General features: G+C 52.9%; 20 protein-coding genes and 1 pseudogene. 11 read left to right on the top strand and 10 right to left on the bottom strand.

Annotated elements, in window-relative coordinates:
• Window positions 1-4 precede the first annotated feature (4 nt).
• The 4 genes from dauA to lolB form a co-directional block, all read right to left on the bottom strand.
• Complete coding sequence (gene dauA, locus JTI85_RS12960; RefSeq protein ID WP_075551372.1) at window positions 5-1684, bottom strand: C4-dicarboxylic acid transporter DauA; 1680 nt, start codon at window positions 1682-1684, stop codon at window positions 5-7.
• Window positions 1685-1808: 124 nt separating this feature from the next.
• Window positions 1809-2756 (bottom strand): ribose-phosphate diphosphokinase, encoded by a 948-nt coding sequence (gene prs, locus JTI85_RS12955; protein WP_001518537.1) that lies wholly within the window; start codon window positions 2754-2756, stop codon window positions 1809-1811.
• A gap of 264 nt (window positions 2757-3020) precedes the next feature.
• Window positions 3021-3872 carry a 4-(cytidine 5'-diphospho)-2-C-methyl-D-erythritol kinase gene (ispE, locus tag JTI85_RS12950; protein ID WP_048211458.1) on the bottom strand — a complete coding sequence of 284 codons (852 nt, stop codon included), beginning with the start codon at window positions 3870-3872 and terminating at the stop codon, window positions 3021-3023.
• Window positions 3869-4492: a lipoprotein insertase outer membrane protein LolB gene (gene lolB, locus JTI85_RS12945; RefSeq protein ID WP_048211459.1), complete on the bottom strand. Its 624-nt coding sequence runs from the start codon at window positions 4490-4492 to the stop codon at window positions 3869-3871. The genes ispE and lolB overlap by 4 nt, the downstream gene beginning before the upstream one ends.
• 304 nt (window positions 4493-4796) lie before the next feature.
• Between lolB and hemA the strand changes: the two genes are divergently transcribed.
• The 6 genes from hemA to kdsA are packed head-to-tail and all read left to right on the top strand — an operon-like array spanning window position 4797 to window position 10102.
• Complete coding sequence (gene hemA / locus JTI85_RS12940) at window positions 4797-6053, top strand: glutamyl-tRNA reductase (protein WP_040233235.1); 1257 nt, start codon at window positions 4797-4799, stop codon at window positions 6051-6053.
• Between the two features lie 41 nt (window positions 6054-6094).
• Complete coding sequence (gene prfA, locus JTI85_RS12935) at window positions 6095-7177, top strand: peptide chain release factor 1 (protein ID WP_199963443.1); 1083 nt, start codon at window positions 6095-6097, stop codon at window positions 7175-7177.
• The gene (gene prmC, locus JTI85_RS12930) at window positions 7177-8010 is read left to right on the top strand and encodes a peptide chain release factor N(5)-glutamine methyltransferase (RefSeq protein WP_048211461.1); all 834 of its coding nucleotides are present in this window, start codon (window positions 7177-7179) and stop codon (window positions 8008-8010) included. Before prfA ends, prmC begins: the two co-directional genes overlap by 1 nt.
• A complete protein-coding gene (gene sirB2, locus JTI85_RS12925; RefSeq protein ID WP_061068025.1) occupies window positions 8007-8399 on the top strand; it encodes an invasion regulator SirB2 in 393 nt (130 codons plus the stop codon). Before prmC ends, sirB2 begins: the two co-directional genes overlap by 4 nt.
• A 3-nt stretch (window positions 8400-8402) precedes the next feature.
• A complete protein-coding gene (gene sirB1, locus JTI85_RS12920; protein WP_048211462.1) occupies window positions 8403-9212 on the top strand; it encodes an invasion regulator SirB1 in 810 nt (269 codons plus the stop codon).
• A gap of 35 nt (window positions 9213-9247) precedes the next feature.
• Entirely contained in the window at window positions 9248-10102 is an 855-nt protein-coding gene (gene kdsA, locus JTI85_RS12915; protein ID WP_048211463.1) for a 3-deoxy-8-phosphooctulonate synthase, read from the top strand.
• Between the two features lie 46 nt (window positions 10103-10148).
• On the opposite strand, the gene bdcA is transcribed toward kdsA, so the two are convergent.
• Window positions 10149-10862 carry an SDR family oxidoreductase gene (gene bdcA, locus JTI85_RS12910; protein WP_101743261.1) on the bottom strand — a complete coding sequence of 238 codons (714 nt, stop codon included), beginning with the start codon at window positions 10860-10862 and terminating at the stop codon, window positions 10149-10151.
• 72 nt (window positions 10863-10934) lie between these two features.
• Here bdcA and JTI85_RS12905 point away from each other — a divergent pair, with 72 nt between their 5' ends.
• Both JTI85_RS12905 and JTI85_RS21770 read left to right on the top strand, forming a co-directional pair.
• The gene (locus JTI85_RS12905; RefSeq protein ID WP_200036294.1) at window positions 10935-11528 is read left to right on the top strand and encodes a TetR/AcrR family transcriptional regulator; all 594 of its coding nucleotides are present in this window, start codon (window positions 10935-10937) and stop codon (window positions 11526-11528) included.
• Window positions 11529-11598: 70 nt separating this feature from the next.
• Window positions 11599-12619 (top strand): annotated as a pseudogene (locus tag JTI85_RS21770) (amidohydrolase family protein).
• Between the two features lie 44 nt (window positions 12620-12663).
• Here the strand turns inward: JTI85_RS21770 and chaA are convergent.
• Window positions 12664-13764 (bottom strand): sodium-potassium/proton antiporter ChaA, encoded by a 1101-nt coding sequence (gene chaA, locus JTI85_RS12890; RefSeq protein WP_061068020.1) that lies wholly within the window; start codon window positions 13762-13764, stop codon window positions 12664-12666.
• A 403-nt stretch (window positions 13765-14167) separates the two neighbouring features.
• Between chaA and JTI85_RS12885 the strand changes: the two genes are divergently transcribed.
• Window positions 14168-14863, top strand: a complete 696-nt coding sequence (locus JTI85_RS12885; protein ID WP_116359976.1) for a gamma-glutamylcyclotransferase — start codon at window positions 14168-14170, stop codon at window positions 14861-14863.
• Between the two features lie 60 nt (window positions 14864-14923).
• Here the strand turns inward: JTI85_RS12885 and JTI85_RS12880 are convergent, their stop codons facing one another.
• Window positions 14924-15169, bottom strand: a complete 246-nt coding sequence (locus JTI85_RS12880) for a DUF1883 domain-containing protein (RefSeq protein ID WP_042318612.1) — start codon at window positions 15167-15169, stop codon at window positions 14924-14926.
• A 263-nt stretch (window positions 15170-15432) separates the two neighbouring features.
• Complete coding sequence (locus tag JTI85_RS12875; RefSeq protein WP_005126372.1) at window positions 15433-15786, bottom strand: DsrE/DsrF/TusD sulfur relay family protein; 354 nt, start codon at window positions 15784-15786, stop codon at window positions 15433-15435.
• A 175-nt stretch (window positions 15787-15961) separates the two neighbouring features.
• On the opposite strand from JTI85_RS12875, the gene JTI85_RS12870 reads away from it, so the two are divergent.
• Window positions 15962-17347, top strand: coding sequence for a YchO/YchP family invasin (locus tag JTI85_RS12870; protein WP_219351596.1), 1386 nt, complete (start codon window positions 15962-15964; stop codon window positions 17345-17347).
• Between the two features lie 11 nt (window positions 17348-17358).
• On the opposite strand, the gene narL is transcribed toward JTI85_RS12870, so the two are convergent.
• Together narL and narX are read right to left on the bottom strand one after the other, a co-directional pair.
• The gene (narL, locus tag JTI85_RS12865; RefSeq protein ID WP_061068018.1) at window positions 17359-18009 is read right to left on the bottom strand and encodes a two-component system response regulator NarL; all 651 of its coding nucleotides are present in this window, start codon (window positions 18007-18009) and stop codon (window positions 17359-17361) included.
• Window positions 18002-19798 (bottom strand): nitrate/nitrite two-component system sensor histidine kinase NarX, encoded by a 1797-nt coding sequence (narX, locus tag JTI85_RS12860; protein WP_061068017.1) that lies wholly within the window; start codon window positions 19796-19798, stop codon window positions 18002-18004. Before narX ends, narL begins: the two co-directional genes overlap by 8 nt.
• Before the next feature lie 339 nt (window positions 19799-20137).
• Between narX and JTI85_RS12855 the strand changes: the two genes are divergently transcribed.
• On the top strand, window positions 20138-21529 hold the full coding sequence (locus JTI85_RS12855; protein WP_061068016.1) for a NarK family nitrate/nitrite MFS transporter: 1392 nt from the start codon (window positions 20138-20140) through the stop codon (window positions 21527-21529).
• Window positions 21530-21708: the final 179 nt, after the last annotated feature.

Genomic DNA, 21708 nt, shown 5'->3' with positions numbered 1-21708 from the left:
ATGATTAAATATCTGCCAGCGCGGCATCACGGTTCGGGAAGAACGCCAGACGGCCGGGGATGGGTTGGATACCCGCGCGTGCCATGGTGCGTAGCGGCTGGAATTCCAGATTACTGATACGCAACTCACAACCTTCCGGCAGGCGTTTAACAAAACGCTGGAAGGCGTCCAGACCACCGGCATCCAGTACCGGGACCGCGTCCCACTTCAGCACCACAATGCGTTTGCCTTCAAGGCGAGATTCGAGATCGGTAAAGAGTCCCTCTGCTGCGGCAAAGAAAAGCGGGCCAATAACGCGTAGTACCAGTACATCGTTTGGTACGTCTACGTTGACCGGTGCCAGACGCGTCATGCGTGCAATACGGCGCATAAACAGCAGCGAAGCGAGAACGATACCGACGCTGATGGCGATAACCATATCGAACAGCACCGTCAAAGACATACACATCAGCATAACGATGATGTCGTCTTTTGGCGCGTGGCGCAGGAGATCCACAACTTTATGCGCTTCACTCATGTTCCATGCCACCATCAGCAGCAGGGCAGCCATCGCCGACAGCGGTAACCAGGAAAGCAGCGGCGCAAGCACCAGCAGGGCGAGGATCACCAGAATCGCGTGAATGACCGCAGAAATTGGCGACGTTGCGCCGGCACGAACGTTAGCCGCAGAACGGGCAATTGCCGCCGTGGCAGTGATACCGCCAAAGAACGGTGCGACGATGTTGCCCAGACCCTGACCAATCAATTCGCTATTGGCCTTATGCTTGGTGCCGGTCATCCCATCGAGGACGACAGCGCACAGCAGAGATTCGATTGCCCCGAGCATTGCCATCGAAAAGGCTGCGGGTAACAGTGCCTGTAATGAACTCCAGCTCAGCGTAAAGTTGGACCCTGGCATATCCCATGGCAGTACCAACTGCGGCAGCAGCTGTGGGATACCGTTACCCTGCGAGCCATCGGCCAGAATGTAATGGAACTGAGACCCGATGGTCGCTACATGGCCACCCGTCAGGTTCACGATACCCATCACCGCGCAGCCAGCCAGCAGAGCCGGGAGGTGACCGGGCAGGCGGATCCCCAGACGCGGCCAGAAAATCAGGATCCCCAGTGTGACCACGCCAATCGCGGCATCCCCCACGTTGATGGTTGGCAGGGCCATAAACAGCGCGCCGACCTTCTGCAGGTAGTGCTCAGGGACATGAGCCATCTGCAGGCCAAGAAAATCTTTAATCTGCATGGTACCGATGGTGATACCAATACCCGAGGTAAAACCTAACGTAACGGACACCGGAATGTATTCGATCAGGCGGCCAAATCGAGCGAGGCCGAAAAGGATCAGGAATATCCCGGACATTAGCGTGGCGACCAGCAGACCTGCCAGTCCAAACTGTTGCGACACCGGATACAAAATCACCACGAAGGCGGCAGTTGGGCCTGATACGCTAAAGCGTGAGCCCCCGGTGAGGGCGATAACAATTCCAGCCACGGCAGAGGTGTACAGGCCGTACTGTGGTGCAACGCCACTACCGATTGCCAGCGCCATCGCCAGCGGAATGGCAATTATCCCAACCGTTATCCCGGCGATCAGGTCGCGGGTAAAGCGAGAAACGGTATATTTTTCTTTCCAACAAGCGTCGATGAGGGCGCGGAAAGGCATCACATGTGAGGAAAATAATCTGTTCACAATAATGTTTCATCCATGGGCGCATCATCTGTCAATTGAATGGCAGGTGAAGGAGGCAAAAGTCATACAAATAAATATTACAGATAAAAAAACCCGCCGCAGCGGGTTTTTGAGCCGGGTTCGATTAATGCTCGAACATAGCAGAGATGGATTCTTCGTTGCTGATACGACGAATCGCTTCGGCCAGCATACCCGACAGAGTCAACGTACGCACGTTTGGCAGTGCTTTGATTTCGTCGGTCAGTGGAATGGTGTCACAGACAACGACTTCATCAATTACTGAGTTGCGCAGGTTGTTTGCCGCATTACCTGAGAAGATCGGGTGAGTTGCATAAGCAAATACGCGTTTAGCACCACGCTCTTTCAGCGCTTCAGCTGCTTTACACAGCGTACCGCCGGTATCGATCATGTCATCAACCAGCACGCAGTCACGGCCCGCAACGTCACCAATGATGTGCATCACCTGAGAAACGTTCGCACGCGGGCGACGTTTATCGATGATAGCCATATCGGTATCGTTCAGCAGTTTAGCGATAGCGCGGGCACGCACGACGCCACCGATGTCTGGAGAAACCACAATCGGGTTGTCCAGATTCAACTGCAGCATGTCTTCTAACAGAATCGGGCTACCGAATACGTTATCAACCGGCACATCAAAGAAGCCCTGGATCTGTTCAGCATGCAGGTCAACGGTGAGGACGCGGTCAACGCCAACGCTGGACAGGAAGTCCGCGACGACTTTAGCGGTAATCGGAACACGAGCAGAACGTACGCGACGATCCTGACGTGCATAGCCGAAGTAAGGGATAACGGCGGTGATACGGCCTGCGGAAGCACGGCGCAGCGCATCAACCATAACGACCAATTCCATCAGGTTGTCGTTAGTAGGGGCACAAGTGGACTGGATGATGAAAATATCACCACCGCGTACATTTTCATTAATTTGTACGCTGACTTCGCCGTCGCTAAAGCGACCTACAGCGGCGTCGCCGAGTGAAGTGTACAGGCGGTTGGCAATACGTTGTGCTAGTTCCGGGGTGGCGTTACCAGCAAAAAGCTTCATATCAGGCACGAGAAGAACCTCAGGCATGCGTCCATTGGTGGAAAGAATCTGCCGAAAACTGTGCGGGCCAGGCAGTATCCTCTCCAGGCGGTGTATTAAAGAGCGCGATGCAACGTCTGGAACAGGGTGACGTTGTCACCGCAACTCAGCTTGCCCGGCTTACTCGTCATCAGCCGCGTTTCACGTGCTGGCATCAATTTCTCACACCAGTCACATACTTTTGTATGTGTCTGGCGATTCGTCATCTCGCCATCTTCCTGAAACCCAAATGATTTAGAGTAGCGCTCTGTGCAATGGGGAGAGGTTGACACCTTTCGCCACAAAGCCTTTGAGCCAATCCGGGGCTTGCTCAAGCACCTGGCGAGCACGAGACTCAGTGTCAAATTCAGCAAAGACACAAGCCCCTGTACCAGTCAGGCGCGACGGCGCGTATTCTAACAGCCAGGAAAGCGCCGCATCAACCTCGCGAAAACGTTTTCTTGCGATAACCTCGCAATCATTGCCGAATTCACATTTTAGTAACGTTTCTATTGACCTTTTTGGCGTGTTACGGGGGAGGTCAGGATCGTTAAAAATCACCGGCGTTGGAATACTGACTCCCGGATGGGCGACCAGGTACCATTTTTCTGCTGGATTGACCGGCGTCAGAATTTCTCCTACGCCTTCAGCAAAGGCTGCGTGACCGCGTACGAATACCGGTACGTCGGCGCCCAGCGTTAAGCCCAGTATTGCCAGTTCATCTACAGACAACCCACACTGCCACAGATGATTCAGCGCCACTAAAACGGTCGCCGCATTCGATGAGCCACCACCGAGGCCGCCGCCCATCGGCAGGCGTTTGTCGATACTGATGTCCGCGCCGCTCCCTTTGGGAAGACGATTGCTTTCAGACGCCGTTGTCATTAGCAAACGCGCTGCGCGAACGATCAGGTTGTCTTCATGCTCAACCCCATCAACGGGCGTTAACAGGTGAATTTCACCGTCGCTCCGCAGCGCAATATCTATCGTATCGCCGTAATCCAGAAACTGGAACAACGTCTGCAGCGTGTGATAACCGTCCGCACGCTGCCCGGTGATGTATAGAAATAAATTCAATTTTGCCGGAGAGGGCCAACGGGTCATCATTTCACAATCCAGTTATCCATTTTCAGCTTAATGCGCTGGGAGCCGTCGGACAGCTCCATATTTGCAGGCATCGCCGGCTGCGTTTTGCTGTCGTAGGCGCTGTACACGACTTTCCAGCTTTTGCCATCTTTACTGTAATTCACTTCGCTCAGACGATATTGGTCGTCAAGTTTATAATCGGTGGCGTCTCCCGGCAGACCCAGGATCCACTGGCGCAAGCTGTTCAATGGAATAGGCATGCCGGTCAGTTTACCAATCATCTCTTCGGCGTCGTCAGCGGTGTAGTGCTTCCCTTTGTTGTCGACGAGTTCCACGTTGCCCGGTTGCGCGTTCAGTTCCAGTTCGGTACTGCCCAACGGATTGGTTAGCAGAAGGCGATAGCGATCCTGGCCAGTTTGCTGCCAGAAAAAGCGGGCATACACTTTCTGCTGGTCGGAAATATAGGCAAACGCACCGCGTGTCTGATATTGGTTCAGGGCGCGCACTTCCTGCTGGTGCTGGCGCCACTGCGGAGAGTCGGGGCTTTTGCCGGGACCTTTCGGCGCGTTGAGCGTACAGGCAGTAAGAACCAGGGCCGCCAGCGGCAGCAGGCGAATCAGGCGAAAATCAGGCAGGGTCATAATGATGACAAATCCTTGTAATACGGTGCATTAATTGCCTGATGGCGCGGCGCTTATCAGGCCTACAAACTGAATCCGCAGGTCGGAAAAGACGCGTTTTTCGCCATCCGGCAAAATCATGCCAGCGGTTGCAGTTATAACCCTTAATGCTAGCGCCGACCGTGAATATCGTCTACGGTCACGTTATCTTAATTTAAACCGTAAGCTATTACTCCAAAAGGGGGCAGTCTCTTTTATTGGCTGCACGCATCCTGTATGATGCACCCAGTCTAACCTTATCAACGCTGGTACTATTCCCGCACACATGACCCTTTTAGCGCTTGGTATTAACCATAAAACGGCACCTGTATCGCTGCGAGAACGCGTAACGTTTTCGCCGGATACGCTCGATCAGGCGCTGGACAGCCTGCTTGCGCAGCCAATGGTGCAGGGCGGGGTAGTGCTGTCGACGTGTAACCGCACAGAGCTGTATCTCAGCGTAGAAGAGCAGGATAACCTGCAGGAAGCGCTGATTCGCTGGCTGTGTGAGTACCACAATCTGAACGAAGAAGACCTGCGCAGTAGCCTCTACTGGCACCAGGACAACGACGCCGTCAGCCATCTGATGCGTGTCGCCAGCGGTCTGGATTCGCTGGTGCTTGGCGAGCCACAAATTCTGGGGCAGGTGAAAAAAGCCTTTGCGGACTCGCAAAAAGGCCATCTGAACGCCAGTGCGCTGGAACGTATGTTCCAGAAATCATTCTCTGTCGCGAAGCGTGTACGCACAGAAACGGATATCGGTGCCAGCGCGGTGTCCGTCGCGTTTGCTGCCTGTACCCTGGCGCGGCAGATCTTTGAATCCCTTTCCACGGTAACCGTGTTGTTAGTGGGTGCCGGCGAGACCATCGAGCTGGTGGCGCGACATCTGCGTGAGCACAAAGTGAAGAAGATGATCATCGCTAACCGCACACGTGAGCGTGCGCAGGTGCTGGCCGATGAAGTCGGCGCCGAGGTGATTTCTCTGAGCGATATTGATGCCCGCTTACAGGATGCCGATATTATTATCAGCTCTACCGCCAGCCCGCTGCCTATTATTGGCAAGGGGATGGTCGAACGTGCGCTAAAAAATCGCCGTAATCAGCCTATGCTGCTGGTCGATATTGCGGTACCACGCGATGTTGAACCGGAAGTGGGCAAACTGTCCAACGCCTATTTGTACAGTGTTGACGACCTGCAAAGCATCATTTCGCATAACCTGGCGCAGCGCAAAGCGGCCGCCGTGGAAGCGGAAACCATCGTTGCGCAGGAAACCAGCGAGTTTATGGCCTGGCTGCGAGCACAAAGCGCAAGCGAGACCATCCGCGATTATCGCAGTCAGTCTGAACAAATCCGTGATGAACTGACCGCTAAAGCGTTGGCTGCTCTGGAACAGGGCGGTGATGCGCAAGCCATTATGCAGGACCTGGCGTGGAAGCTGACTAACCGCCTGATCCACGCACCAACCAAATCACTTCAACAGGCCGCCCGTGACGGGGACAGTGAACGCCTGAATATTCTGCGCGACAGCCTCGGGCTGGAGTAGCAGTACACCAATCTCATTTTTTACAGGGTGCATTTACGCCTATGAAGCCTTCTATCGTTGCCAAACTGGAAGCCCTGCATGAACGCCATGAAGAAGTTCAGGCGCTGCTCGGTGATGCGGGAACTATCGCAGACCAGGAACGCTTTCGTGCATTGTCGCGCGAATATGCGCAATTAAGTGATGTTTCCCGTTGTTTTACGGACTGGCAACAGGTTCAGGAAGATATCGAAACGGCACAGATGATGCTCGACGATCCTGAAATGCGTGAAATGGCGCAGGATGAACTGCGCGAAGCAAAAGAAAAATGTGAACAACTGGAACAGCATCTGCAGGTTCTGCTGCTGCCAACCGATCCTGATGATGAACGTAACGCCTTCCTCGAAGTGCGTGCGGGAACCGGTGGTGATGAAGCGGCGCTGTTTGCGGGCGATCTGTTCCGCATGTACAGCCGTTACGCTGAATCGCGTCGCTGGCGGGTAGAGATCATGAGCGCCAGTGAAGGCGAACATGGTGGCTACAAAGAAATTATTGCCAAAGTCAGCGGTGATGGCGTGTATGGTCGACTGAAATTTGAGTCCGGCGGTCATCGCGTACAGCGCGTACCGGCGACCGAATCTCAAGGGCGTATCCATACTTCCGCTTGTACGGTCGCGGTGATGCCGGAACTGCCGGAAGCAGAACTGCCGGATATCAACCCAGCCGATCTGCGTATTGATACCTTCCGCTCATCCGGCGCTGGGGGTCAGCACGTTAACACCACCGACTCCGCTATCCGTATTACCCACTTGCCGACCGGCATTGTGGTGGAGTGTCAGGACGAACGTTCACAGCATAAAAACAAAGCGAAAGCGATGTCAGTGCTGGGCGCGCGTATTCGTGCCGCCGAAGTGGCCAGGCGTCAGCAGGCGGAAGCCTCTGAACGTCGCAACCTGTTGGGCAGTGGCGATCGCAGCGATCGCAACCGTACCTATAACTTCCCGCAGGGGCGTGTGACCGATCACCGCATTAACCTGACGCTCTACCGTCTGGATGAAGCGATGGAAGGTAAACTGGATATGCTCATTGAGCCAATCGTCCAGGAATACCAGGCCGACCAGTTGGCGGCGTTGTCCGAGCAAGATTAATGGACTATCAGCAATGGCTGCGTGAAGCAATAAGCCAGTTACAGACCAGTGAAAGCCCGCGCCGTGACGCCGAGATTTTACTCGAGTTTGTCACCGGTAAAGGGCGTACCTTTATTCTGGCGTTCGGCGAAACGGTGTTAACCGAGGCGCAGCATCAACGGCTCGGTACATTACTGGAACGCCGTCAGCGGGGTGAGCCGGTGGCACATCTGACCGGTGTGCGCGAGTTCTGGTCGCTGCCGCTGTTTGTGTCTCCGGCTACGCTTATTCCACGCCCGGATACCGAGTGCCTGGTTGAACAGGCACTGGCGCGTTTGCCTGCCTCGCCGTGCCGTATTCTCGACTTGGGAACCGGTACGGGCGCCATCGCGCTGGCGCTGGCGTCTGAGCGTCCGGATTGCACGGTGACAGCAGTTGACCGCATGCCGGATGCCGTAAACCTGGCAAACCGCAATCGACAAAATCTGGCTATCGACAATGTGCATGTGTTGCAAAGTGACTGGTTCAGTGCTTTGCAGGGGCAGCAGTTTGAGATGATCGTCAGTAACCCGCCGTACATCGACGAGCAGGATCCTCACCTGGCGCAGGGCGATGTACGTTTTGAGCCGCTATCGGCACTGGTAGCGGGCGAGCAGGGTATGGCGGATATCGTGCATATCATTGATCAGTCTCGACACATGCTAACGCCCGGCGGTTATCTGTTGCTGGAACATGGCTGGCAGCAGGGTGAGGCGGTACGCGACGCGTTTACCCGCGCAGGTTACCAGGCGGTTGAAACCTGTCGTGACTATGGCGGCAACGAGCGGATTACGCTCGGGCGCATCCCATCATGAATTCGTTCAGCACACTACTTACTATTCATCTCGTTAGCATCGTGCTTTCTGTCGGGCTACTCACGTTGCGTTTTTGGTGGCGTTCTACCAATACACGTCTTGCATCATCGCGCTGGACGCGTATTCTGCCACCGATCATTGATACCGTTTTACTCCTCAGCGGCGTGGCGTTGATCGCTAAAACGCACATCCTACCATTCACCGAGCAGGGGACATGGCTGACTGAAAAGCTGTTTGGGGTTATCATTTACATCGTTTTGGGTTTTATTGCGCTCGATTACCGTCGGGCGCGCAGTCAGCAGGCGCGATTAATCGCATTTCCGCTGGCGCTGGTGGTGCTGTACATCATCATTAAACTCGCCACCACAAAAATACCGTTACTGGGGTAAGTCATGAGGTCGTTAGCTGATTTCGAATTTAATAAAGCGCCGTTGTGTGATGGGATGATCCTGGCGTCGGAGTCTATCCGTCTGGATTTTCCAACACAAACTGTCTATGACGAACTGGAACGTCTGGTTGGTCTGGCGCAAGAAGAAATTAGCCAGCTCCTGTCTCAGGATGAGCAACTGGATAAACTGCTGGCACTTTTTTACGGCGAATGGGGTTTTACGGACACCCACGGCGTCTATCGTCTTTCTGATGCACTATGGCTCGACCAGGTTCTGAAAAATCGTCAGGGCAGTGCGGTTTCACTCGGTGCCATCTTATTGTGGATTGCTAACCGACTGGATCTGCCGTTGGTACCGGTGATTTTCCCGACACAACTCATCCTGCGTATTGAATCGCTCGATGGTGAAATGTGGCTAATCAATCCGTTCAATGGCGAAACGTTAAATGAACACACGTTGGAAGTGTGGCTGAAGGGTAACATTAGCCCGGTTGCCGAACTGTTCAACGAGGATCTTGACGAAGCGGATAACGCGGAAGTGATCCGCAAACTGCTCGACACGCTGAAATCATCGCTAATGGAAGAGCGACAAATGGAACTGGCGCTGCGAGCCAGCGAAGCATTACTGCAGTTTAATCCTGAGGATCCGTATGAAATACGCGATCGCGGATTAATCTACGCGCAGCTGGAATGTGAACATGTTGCGCTGACTGATTTAAGTTATTTCGTTGAGCAGTGTCCGGAAGACCCGATCAGCGAAATGATCCGTGCGCAGATTAATACTATTTCGCACAAGCAAATTGTATTGCATTGATTAATAACACTTTACCTACCGTTTAAGGCGATCCTATGAAACAAAAAGTGGTTAGCATTGGCGACATCAACGTGGCAAATGACCTGCCGTTCGTGCTGTTTGGCGGAATGAACGTGCTGGAATCCCGCGATCTGGCGATGCGCATTTGTGAGCACTACGTAACCGTTACTCAAAAGCTGGGTATCCCTTACGTGTTCAAAGCCTCCTTTGATAAAGCCAACCGTTCTTCCATCCACTCTTACCGTGGGCCAGGTCTTGAAGAAGGGATGAAAATCTTCCAGGAACTGAAGCAGACGTTTGGCGTAAAAGTGATCACCGACGTTCATGAAGCCAGCCAGGCACAGCCTGTTGCCGATGTGGTGGATGTGATTCAGCTGCCGGCATTCCTTGCTCGTCAGACCGACCTGGTAGAAGCGATGGCGAAAACGGGCGCTGTTATTAACGTGAAAAAACCGCAATTCGTAAGCCCGGGTCAGATGGGCAACATCGTGGATAAATTCCATGAAGGCGGTAACGACAAGGTTATCCTGTGCGACCGTGGTGCGAACTTTGGTTATGACAACCTGGTTGTCGATATGCTGGGCTTTAGCGTGATGAAGAAAGTTTCCGGTAACTCTCCGGTGATTTTTGACGTCACCCACGCGCTGCAGTGCCGCGACCCGTTTGGCGCAGCAAGCGGCGGTCGCCGTGCACAGGTCACCGAACTGGCTCGCGCCGGTATGGCGGTAGGCCTGGCGGGTCTGTTCATTGAAGCGCACCCGGATCCAGCCCATGCTAAATGCGACGGTCCATCCGCGCTGCCGCTGGCGAAACTGGAACAGTTCCTGACGCAGATTAAAGCCATTGATGACCTGGTGAAAAGCTTCGACGAGCTGGATACTGAAAACTAAGAGCGTTCAACAGGCCAGGGGATATTCCTCCGGCCTGATATTTCCGTCAGGCGCCAAACGCGCCGTCAATAGTATGCATTGCGCCTGTCACAAACCCTGCTTCAGGTCCAGCAAGCCAGGCAACCATTCCGGCAACTTCTTCCGGTCGCCCATGTCGTTTTAGTGCCATAAAGCTGTGCATCAGCTCTTTCAACGGGCCTTCTGCCGGATTGGCATCGGTATCAATCGGGCCAGGTTGCACAACGTTCACCGTAATACCACGCGGACCAAAATCACGAGCCAACCCTCTTGCCATCCCTTGTAGTGCCGACTTGCTCAACGCATAAGAGGCCATACCGGCGATGGGCATACGGTCACCATTTACTGAACCGATAATAATGATTCGTCCTCCATCAGGCATCTGGCGTGCAGCCTCCACCGCGGCGTAGTAGGGGGCGTGAATATTAATGCGGAAAAGACGTTCAACTTCATCAGGATCCTGCTCCAACGCGTCGCCGAACAGGATAATCCCAGCGTTAACGACCAGCACATCTAACGGGCCACTTTCCCGCACCCGTGCGATAACGTCCTCGCGTCTGGCGCTGTCGGTTTGCGCCGTATGGGTGCCAGTCTCATCGGCCAGCGCTTTGGCGGCGTCAGGAGAGCCGGAATACGTGAAGGTGACGGATGCGCCCTCCGCGGCAAAGCGGCGTACAATTGCCGCACCGATCCCACGACTACCACCAAGAACCAGCACCGATTTACCCTTGAATGAAGACATCAGATACTCCTTGAATAATTATGTAGTGATCGATATATAATGGGCGCATGGTTTTCTGTCAATGGATTTATAATGGTCACTACAAAATACTCACGCGCGCCGGGTCGACCACGTAATTTTGACCCAGAGCAGGCGGTTGCGACGGTACAACGTTTATTTCACGCTCACGGCTACGATACCGTTAGCGTGGCGGATGTCACTCAGGTACTGGGTATCAAACCCCCCAGTTTCTACGCTGCTTTTGGGAATAAGCTCGGCCTTTATCAACGAGTATTGAGCCGTTACGTACAAACCGATGCGATCCCTTTTGACGATATTTTATGTGCCGACAGACCCGTTGCTGACTGTCTGGCAACGCTGCTTGAGAAGGCGGCACGTCATTACGCAGCCGATCCCGATGCGGCAGGATGTTTAGTGCTGGAAGGAACACATTGCAATGACCCTGAGGCACGCAATGCCGCCCGTGCGTTCTACTCGGTAGCTGAAAATAAGATCCATAACTTTATTGCCCAGCGTTACCCCGAAGAGGCGAAAAGTATGACCGATTACGTCTGTACCACGATGTTGGGTTTGTCGGGAAAAGCGCGTTGCGGGCACTCGCTTGAACAACTGGTATCCAGCGCGCAACTTGCCAGCCTTGCGTTTCGGCACAGGTTTCCTGATTAGCTTTGCACAAGAAAGGAAGATAAACATGATGAGTAAAATGGGCCTTTGCTTCAAAACACCTCCTCCTGCGATGCGTAATATGGCGTTGGCTGTAATGCTGATGGGGACATCCTTTTTGGCTTCTGCACAGTATAAAGCTGATGTTGTTTTGTATAACGGCCAGCTTATTACCATGGACGAACAACAGCCAAACGCGCAGGCTCTGGCGGTAAAAGGGCAACACATTATTGCTGTCGGAAATAATGAAGAGATTAAAAAATGGTCAGGGCAGAATACGCGAGAAATTAATCTTGCGGGTAAAACGGTGATCCCCGGATTAATTGATACGCATCTGCATGGTATTCGCGGAGGAAGGACGTTCTTATTCGAAACCTACTGGTTTGATGCCAAAACTATACCTGATGCTCTGCGCAAACTGTCGCAATCGGCAGAAGAGAAAAACGCAGCGCAGTGGGTGGCCGTAGTGGGATCATGGATACCTGAACAATTTGCTGAAAAGCGAGATCCCACCCTACAGGAACTGAATCAGGCGCTGCCTGCAAACCCTGCAAACGCATGATATTACCCAGCTTCGCTGGTCAATAGCCCATTTAAATACCGGTACGGCAGAGACGATAGCCCGGATGAAGCAATTAGGTTTAGCCTATTCCGTGCAGATGGGGCCGTATTTTGAATCTCCCGCTATTGAACGCGCTAATGGTAAAACCGTTGCAGCACAGTCATCCCCCATTCAACCCGCACTAGAGCAAGGCGTGATCGTTGCAGGGGGAACGGATGCGACAAGAATTGGCGTTGCGGGTGTGTGGCATGCCATTGAATACCATGTGACGGGGAAAGCGCTCGACGGCTCTGTACGTGATGAGGAACGTCGGATCAGCCGGGAAGATGCGTTAAAAATGTATACGCTAAATGCCGCCTGGCTGGCATTTGCCGAACAGCAGAGAGGGAGTTTGCGCGCTGGCAAGCTCGCTGATTTTGCCGTTCTGGATCAGGATGTTCTGGCAGTTACTGCAGATAAACTGCACCAGACACAAGCGCTATTAACGTTTGTGGATGGCCAACAGGTCTACCCGGAGAATAAACCAGGATAAAAAACGGCCCTGCAAAGGGCCGTGGGTTGCACCTGAGTTGATTATCAGGCGAATATCGTCATCAGGTAGGCGATAAACAGTGCCAGATGCGCTGCACCGTTGAGCACATTGGTGCGTCCGGTGGAGAAGGAGATATGGCACAGCACCAGCGAAGAAACCATGACAATCATCTCTGGTGCGCCCAGCGCGAACACCAGGTCATTCCCTGTTGCCCAGGCAATCAGTGTGACGACGGGTACGGTCAGTGAGATGGTGGCAAGTACTGAGCCGAAGAATAAATTCATCGCTCGCTGCACCTGATTGTTCAGTACTGCTTTCAACGCACCTAAACCCTCAGGGGAGAGAATAAGCAACGCCACCAGGAAACCGGTAAATGCCACTGGTGCATTCAGCTCAGTGAGTAATGTTTCCAGCGGATTGGCATTCATTTTGGTGACGGCAATAACGGCAATCAAATGGATGACAAGCCAGGCTGCGTGCCACAGATTGCTGTGCGCTGAAGGTTTACCGTGATGTGGGTCATCGCCGTCCCCCTCATCTTCATGTTCGTAAATGAACAGGCTCTGGTGTGTTTTAGTCTGGATCAGCAAAAATACGCCGTACATTGCTGCTGAAATTAAGGCTACCAGCAGTGCCTGTGCGGTGGTGAAATTCGCTCCCGGTAATGCCATCGGGAATACCAGCACGATAATGGCCAGCGGAAATAGAGCAATTAAATACTGCTTAATACCGAACAGGTTCATATACTGGGTGGCAAATTTGCGGCCACCCAACAGTAATGAAAACCCGACCAGCCCACCGGTTACGATCATAATGATTGAATAGAGCGTATCGCGCATTAGCGTGGGTGCGGCGTCACCAGTTGCCATTAATGCGGAAATTAAACTGACTTCGAGAATAACCACCGAAAGGCTGAGAATCAGCGAGCCATAGGGTTCACCAAGTCGGTGAGCTAATACGTCTGCATGACGGACAACGCTGAATGCGCTACTTAATATACCAATAAGGGCTAGTGCGTTAATGCCGATGACCACTGGTAGTGACTGACTGCTCCCCCAAAAGAACAGTACTACCAGCGCCAAAATCGGAAAGGCGAGTGAGGTCTCCTTGTGGCGGGTTTTTACCGCCTCATGTGCATGTGTCATGTAATTAATTCTCCATCTCTGCAGGTGCTTATAATTATAAATGTATTAAAGAATGTAAAAAATAACAGATCTTTCGGTATTTCCGATCTGATTTTACGTAATTTTACGGCATGGACCATTTTTTGCATCAAAGTGAGCAAAATGGTGTGTCTTGTTTAGAGAGCATTTAAATAACAAGATGTTAGATTTCTAAATCAATCAAAATATCACACGATGAGATGCTGACGGTCGCGCCAGACCGGGACATAAAAAGAGGATATAAAGTGCCGTTGAGCCTTTGTTGCCTTGCATGCAGTCGATGAATTGCCTATTGTCCTGGTATTGGTTTCAAAATGAGCAGTAAAAAAGCCTGGAAGGCGTCAAAAAAGTTGTCGCAGGGAAGTCGCAGTGGCGGAGGTGTAAGGTGTTAACGCGTGATTTTTTATTGAATGCTGACTGTAAGACGGCATTTGGTGATATTGAAGAATCACTACTCTGGTCGGCGGAACAACGGGCAGCCTCACTGGCCGCCACGCTTGCCTGCCGTCCAGATGATGGACCGGTGTGGATCTTTGGTTATGGATCGTTGATGTGGAACCCGGCGTTAGAGTTTGAAGAGTCCTGTTCCGGGACGTTAGTCGGATGGCATCGCGCATTTTGTTTGCGCCTGACGGCAGGGCGAGGAACGGCGTGTCAGCCGGGACGGATGTTGGCCCTGAAAGAGGGGGGGCGCACTACGGGTGTGGCATACCGTTTACCGGATGCATCGCTGGAGCAAGAGCTGTCCCTGCTGTGGAAGCGTGAAATGATCACGGGTTGCTACCTGCCAACGTGGTGTCAGCTCACGCTGGATGATGGCCGAACGGTGAGTGCGCTGGTCTTTATTATGGATCCGCGGCATCCATTGTTTGAGTCCGATACCCGTGCTCAGGTTATCGCGCCGCTTATTGCTTCTGCCAGTGGGCCATTGGGAACTAACGCGCAATATCTGTTCTCGCTGGAACAGGAATTGGTGAAGTTGGGGATGCAGGATGACTGTCTTAACGATCTGGTGATTACGGTCAAAAGATTGTTGGGAGAGAACCTGCCGGAAGGCGTCATGCGACCCGGATTTGCCTAGGCGTTGCCAGGTTATCTGTTGTGTGCCCGATAAGCGTAGATGCTTTCGGGCAGTACATCATCAGGCTGCAATATAACTGATTGAATGCTCCAGAGACTGGCTGTGGCTGTCGATCAGCACGTTCCAGACGCCGGTATACGGTACAGTCAGCCATGCGTTATCACGATTCTGCACGCTTAAAATGTCGGTCTGCGTGTCTTTGACGTGATTTTTCTCGCTCATCAGATGGATGTGACAACGCTCCGAACAGCGTACCACCACCGTATCTCCACCAAATAATTTCAAACTTGCCTTCACTAATGCCATTTTTCACCCCGTTCTTGAAAACAACGTACTTTCTGTCGAAAGTGCTGCGTGATGTTGTTCACATTTCACTCATTGCATAACACCAAAGGGGAGGGGGCAGGATGCTGATTTTGATCAAAAAATGGCATAACGATTAAACAAAAATGACAAAATCCCTTAAAAGGGTTGAAAGGGCGAGCTTACGTTTAACGAAACCGCGCCCATCTGAGATTAAATCGGGAAATTACCGGCACTTTCAGTACGCTTGCCTGAAAGTGTTGGCATCAGAAGGTCAAAACCTTATCTGCTGCCAGCGTCCACTGAGCCAGTTCCACCAGCGTACCGACTTCAACGCCATCAATTAACGGCAGAGCGGTGATCCCGCGGCCATCGGTACAGGTTTTGCAGAGTTTTACCGGAACGTTTTGTGCTGTCAGGATTTCCAGCATTTGCTGAATATTATAACCCTCCCCCGGTTTCTGCCCGCGCAGCCCTGCAGTGACGGCATCCGACATTAAAAACAGACGCAGGTCGAGGCTGCCCTCCTGCTCGCGCAGAGCGATGGCCAGACGCAGACTGTTGAATAACGACTCGCTTCCATAGGCTGCACCGTTCGCGATGATCACTATCTTTTGCATTTTTACTCCTGTTGCTGCATGTGAACGTTAATAACTGACACGTATGTTACACCTATTTCCCGATGCCAGGATAATGCCGAAAAAGGAAGGAAGGGCTGAAAATCAATGCTGAAGACGTTATGGTTTAAGATAAGTATGCCGCTGTGGCTAATTGATGTAAGAAACCACTAACGATTTGAGCCGTAATATTTATTTATCTCTCGCAGTATTCTCACTCTTGCCGTTTGCAGGCGGTACTGCCAGCGCGCAATCGTCTTTTATTCACCAGGCGGAAAACCCTTTCGATAACAATAGTGATGGCTTGCCCGATCTCGGTATGGCGCCGGAGTCGCGGGCAGGCGAAAAGCACTTTGCCGAAATGGTTAAAGCGTTTGGGGAAGCCAGCATGACCGATAACGGCCTTGATACTGGCGAGCAAGCGAAGCAGTTCGCGTTTGGCCAGGTGCGTGACACAGTCAGTGAGCAGGTGAATCAACAGCTTGAATCCTGGCTTTCTCCGTGGGGGAATGCCAGCGTTGGGCTGCAGGTGGATAATGAAGGTAGCTTTGCCGGCAGTCGAGGAAGCTGGTTTATCCCGTGGCAGGACAATCAACGCTATCTCACCTGGAGCCAGCTGGGACTGACGCAGCAGGACGAAGGCCTGGTCAGTAATGCGGGGATTGGGCAGCGCTGGGTACGTGACGGTTGGTTAGTGGGTTACAACACCTTTTATGACAACCTGCTGGATGATAATCTGCCGCGTGGCGGGTTCGGCGCCGAGGCGTGGGGAGAGTATCTGCGGCTATCCGCCAACTACTACCAGCCGTTTTCCTCGTGGCAGAATCGTTCTTCGACACAGGAGCAAAGGATGGCGCGGGGCTACGACCTTACTGCGTTGATGCGGTTACCCTTTTATGAGCATCTCAATACCAGCGTCAGCGTCGAGCAATATTTTGGCGATCGGGTAGACCTTTTCCATTCGGGAACGGGCTACCGCAATCCGGTGGCGGTAAACCTGGGACTGAGCTATACGCCAGTGCCGCTGATTACGGTGACCGCGCAGCATAAACAGGGCGAAAGCGGGGTAAGCCAAAATAATCTGGGATTGACCCTCAATTATCGTTTTGGCGTTCCGTTAAAAAAACAGTTAATGGTGAGTGAAGTCGCAAACAGCCGATCGCTGCGCGGGAGTCGTTATGACGATCCTCAGCGTAACAGCGTGCCAACGCTGGAGTATCGCCAGCGTAAAACCTTATCTGTATTTCTGACAACACCGCCGTGGGATCTGAAACCCGGCGAGACGGTAGCGTTGAAATTACAGGTGCGTAGTCAGTATGGCATCCGTCATCTGACATGGCAGGGAGACACGAAAGCATTGAGTTTAACGGCCGGAAGCCATCCTCGTAGTGCGCAAGGCTGGACGGTTATTATGCCGAAGTGGGATAGCAGTGAAGGAGCAACCAACCGTTGGCGGCTGTCGGTCGTCGTGGAAGACGAGCAGGGCCAGCGTGTCTCTTCCAATGAGATCACGCTATCACTGCCCGAACCGTTTAATGCCGTTTCGGGAAATGATCCTCGTTAATACTCGCGTTATCAGAAGATGCGTTCCTGGTGCACCCATACCGCGGCTTCAACGCGTGATTTAAGCTTCATTTTCTTCAGCATATGCTTTACATGCACTTTTACCGTGCTTTCGGTGATATCGAGGCGGCGAGCAATCATCTTGTTAGGCAGACCCTGGGCGATGAGCTTAAGAATATCGCGTTCACGTGGCGTCAACTGAGTTACATCACGATCGGAGGTCGCACGGTTAGCGCGCAGGCTGGCGGCCAGAACCGGGGTTAAGGCTTCGCTCAGTACCATTTCACCGGCGGCAGCCTGTTGCAACGCCTTCAGTAGATCTTCTGGCTCCATGTCTTTCAACAGATAGCCGTCAGCACCGCGTTTCAGGGCAGTCACGACGTCTTCTTCATGGTTGGAAACACTGAAAACGACGATGCGTCCGGACAGAGATTTCTCTCGTAGCTTATCAAGCGTTTCCAGACCGTTCATTCCCGGCATGTTGAGATCAAGAAGGATCAGATCGGGATCAAGTGATTCAGCCAGCTCGATACCCTGCTCGCCATTACTGGCTTCGCCGACCACGGTGATATCGGACGCCATGCTGACAAGCTGTTTTACACCGGTGCGCAGCATCGGATGATCGTCGATCAACAGGATGGTTGCCGGTTCCAGATTACTCATGGGTATCTCCTTGGACTTCTGTGAAGTTTGTTTCGGGAATAAAAGTGACAGCAACTTCAGTACCGCCCGTCTCGCGACGGCGTACACGGCAATCGCCGCGCAAGCTCTGCGCACGGTCGCGCATTATAATCATGCCGTAGTGGTTACTGCGTTCGGCGTTTTCTGGTACGCCGCAGCCGTTATCTTGAACTGTCAGTTTGACCTGTTTGCCATTTTGCACCACCGTCACGATGACTTCATTGGCCTGAGAGTGTTTAAGCGCATTACTCAGGGCCTCACGGGCAATCTGCAGCAGGTGGATTGCCTGATGTGAAGGGACCAGGCGCGGCGGCAACTGATAATCCAGCTTCACCGTAAAACCAAAGCGAGCGCTGTATTCCTGGCAGCTGGCTTCCAGCGCGGGCCGCAACCCAGGCTCAGTCAACTGCAAACGGAAGGTCGTCAACAATTCACGTAGCTGTGCCCAGGAGGCGTTCAGCTCGTTACGAATCTGACTTAGCAACTCACGACTGTTTTCCGGGAGCGCGTCGCCCTGCATCTGCAAACAACTGACCTGCATCTTCATACAGGAGAGCGATTGTGCAATAGAATCATGGAGTTCGCGAGCAATGGTGGCACGCTCTTCCATCACGATCAACTGCTGCTGACGTTCCTGGTGTCTGTCCAGCGCCAGTGTTGCGGTGAGTTGTTCAACCAGAGTATCGACCAGTTGCTGCTGATCGTGACTGAGATGACGCCCGTACGGCAAGGTGGCGAGCAGAATACCGTACTGGGTATGCGCATCGGTCAGCCGCCATTTCAGCGTAGTACCACCATCAATGGCGGGCAGTGTGCCTCGTGGACACAGATGACAACCTTTTTCATCGCAACTGGCACTCGACTGGCAGGTAAATTCCTGATGATTATCTTCATCTTCCAGGTCATAAACCCGCAACTCAATATCGTGCAGCAGCGTTAAATTTTGCAACCCGTTGAGTACCGGTGAAAGCCGCTCACACAACGGTATCTGTGAGTGCAGACGGCGGTTGGCTTGCCACAGGAAAGAGAGGATCTGGTTTTTATGTTCCAGACCCGCGGTTTTTTCCTGCACCCGCTGTTCCAGTACGGCATAACTTTCGGCCAGTTCTTCGGACATATTGTTCAGCGCCGAACCCAGTGCCGCCATCTCATTACGTCCGCTGATATGCGCACGTTGCGTAAAATCACGCTGGCTGACGGCGCGGGCCATCGCCAGCAGTTGTTTCCACGGCTGCAGCAGACGTACGCGCAGCCAGATAATCGTAAAGACCAGCAGCAGAGCCATAAATACTGCCATCAGGCGATGCAGCATAACAACGCGTTCAATACGCAACTCCGTGGTATGGTCAAAGGCGGTAACCAACTTATCCAGTCCGGTCACAAAGCGTGAAACGTCGTCGGCGACCGCATCCCCCGTTTGTGCATGTTTAAGCCCAGGTGCCAGTTCGGTGTGCCAGTAATCCTGCAATGCCTTTAACTGGGTCTGCTGGCCGTCGCGCTGCGCGGCACGAGTCAGTTCAGGGCTAAACGCCGTTTGTTCCATTTCATCCAGCAGCGGTTGATCGCTGGCGTCCAGCGGTACGGCAGCCAGCAAACGGTAGCTCTGCATACGTAGCGAGCCGGCTTTATTGATCGCGTGAGCGCTACCCTGAATGCCTTGAACCAGCCAGCCGGAGACAGCCATACCCGCCACGCCAAGCGCGGTAGACAGCAAAACAATCAGCGCCACCTGGTTAACCAGCGTAAGCGGGGAAAGACAACGTTTAAACATGTGACTTCTTCCTTCGGGTTCTCAGTGAGCAGAAAACCTTATTGAATGACGATTCTGCTGCAGGCAGTGCCGCTATTCTCAGCGATACACTGGAGTATACCCATACCTCAAACGGGCTACCCCTTAATTGCCGGCAGGGGGAGAGATCCCGGACGTCGGGGAGTAGGGTGCGACAGAAGCGTGAAAAACCACATCTTTTTTACCGAAGTTATGTACTCATTTAGGGTAATGATAAATTTTAGGCGTTAATAATGACACCTTTTCCTTTGATTTATATCAACTTACCCCCGGCTGTAAACCCTAATGTTGCAGGCATCGAAACAAGTATCAGAGGTGTCTATGAGTCACTCATCTGCCCCGGAAAGGGCATCTGGAGCTGTAATCACGGAATGGCGGCCGGAAGATCCCGCCTTCTGGGAACAGCGTGGTCAACGAGTTGCCAGCCGTAACCTGTGGATTTCAGTCCCTTGTCTGCTGCTGGCGTTTTGCGTATGGATGTTATTTAGCGCAGTGGCGGTGAACTTACCGAAAGTGGGATTCAATTTCACCACTGAGCAGCTGTTTATGCTGACGGCATTGCCTTCAGTTTCCGGCGCGCTGCTGCGCGTACCGTACTCCTTTATGGTTCCCCTGTTTGGTGGACGACGCTGGACAGCGTTCAGCACAGGTATCCTGATAATCCCCTGCGTGTGGTTAGGCTTTGCTGTGCAGGATACCACCACGCCGTTCAGTACCTTTATTATTATCTCCCTGCTGTGCGGTTTTGCCGGTGCGAACTTTGCTTCCAGCATGGCAAATATCAGCTTCTTCTTTCCAAAACAGAAACAGGGCGGCGCGCTGGGGTTGAACGGCGGCCTGGGCAACATGGGCGTCAGCGTGATGCAGTTGGTTGCGCCGCTGGTGGTCTCACTGTCCATCTTCGCCGCTTTTGGCAGCCATGGTGTTGAACAACCGGATGGCACGCAGTTGTATCTGGCAAACGCCGCATGGATTTGGGTGCCGTTCCTCGCTATTTTCACGCTGGCCGCATGGTTCGGTATGAACGAACTGGCAACGTCGAAAGCGTCGTTAAAAGAGCAATTGCCGGTGCTGAAACGCGGGCATTTGTGGATTATGAGCCTGCTGTATCTGGCGACTTTCGGTTCCTTTATCGGTTTCTCAGCGGGGTTTGCGATGCTGTCAAAAACGCAGTTCCCTGAGGTGCAGATCCTGCATTACGCCTTCTTTGGTCCGTTCATTGGCGCTTTGGCGCGTTCTGCGGGCGGCGCAATCTCTGACCGTCTGGGCGGGACCCGCGTCACGCTGGTGAACTTCGTGCTGATGGCTATTTTCAGTGCCTTATTGTTCCTGACGCTGCCATCAAACGGTGTCGGCGGCAACTTCATTGCCTTCTTCGCCGTGTTCCTGGCGCTGTTCCTGACGGCCGGGCTGGGGAGTGGTTCAACCTTCCAGATGATCTCTGTCATCTTCCGTAAGCTGACGATGGACAGAGTGAAAGCTGAAGGCGGTTCAGAAGAGAAAGCGATGCGCGAGGCGGCAACCGACACTGCGGCAGCGTTGGGCTTTATCTCTGCTATTGGTGCGATCGGCGGCTTCTTTATCCCGAAAGCATTTGGTACGTCCCTGGCATTAACCGGTTCTCCGGTCGGTGCGATGAAAGTATTTCTGATCTTCTATGTCGCCTGCGTGGTCATCACCTGGGTGGTATACGGACGTCATTCTAAAAAGTAAAAAAGAGGTATACACAAAATCATTCTAACTGCATCAAGGCGGCAAGTGAGAAATCCCCAGGAGCTTACTGAAGTAAGCTCCTGGGGAGAACGAGCGCAGCCAACGCAGAAGCAGTTTGAAGGATGAAGTGTAGGTTGATTATCCATTGCGCGGTGTTAGACCGCGCTTTTTTTTGCCTG

The sequence above is a fragment of the Citrobacter sp. Colony219 genome (assembly GCF_019382635.1).
Lineage (GTDB): Bacteria > Pseudomonadota > Gammaproteobacteria > Enterobacterales > Enterobacteriaceae > Citrobacter > Citrobacter youngae.
This window is presented reverse-complemented; position numbering and strand designations above follow the sequence as displayed.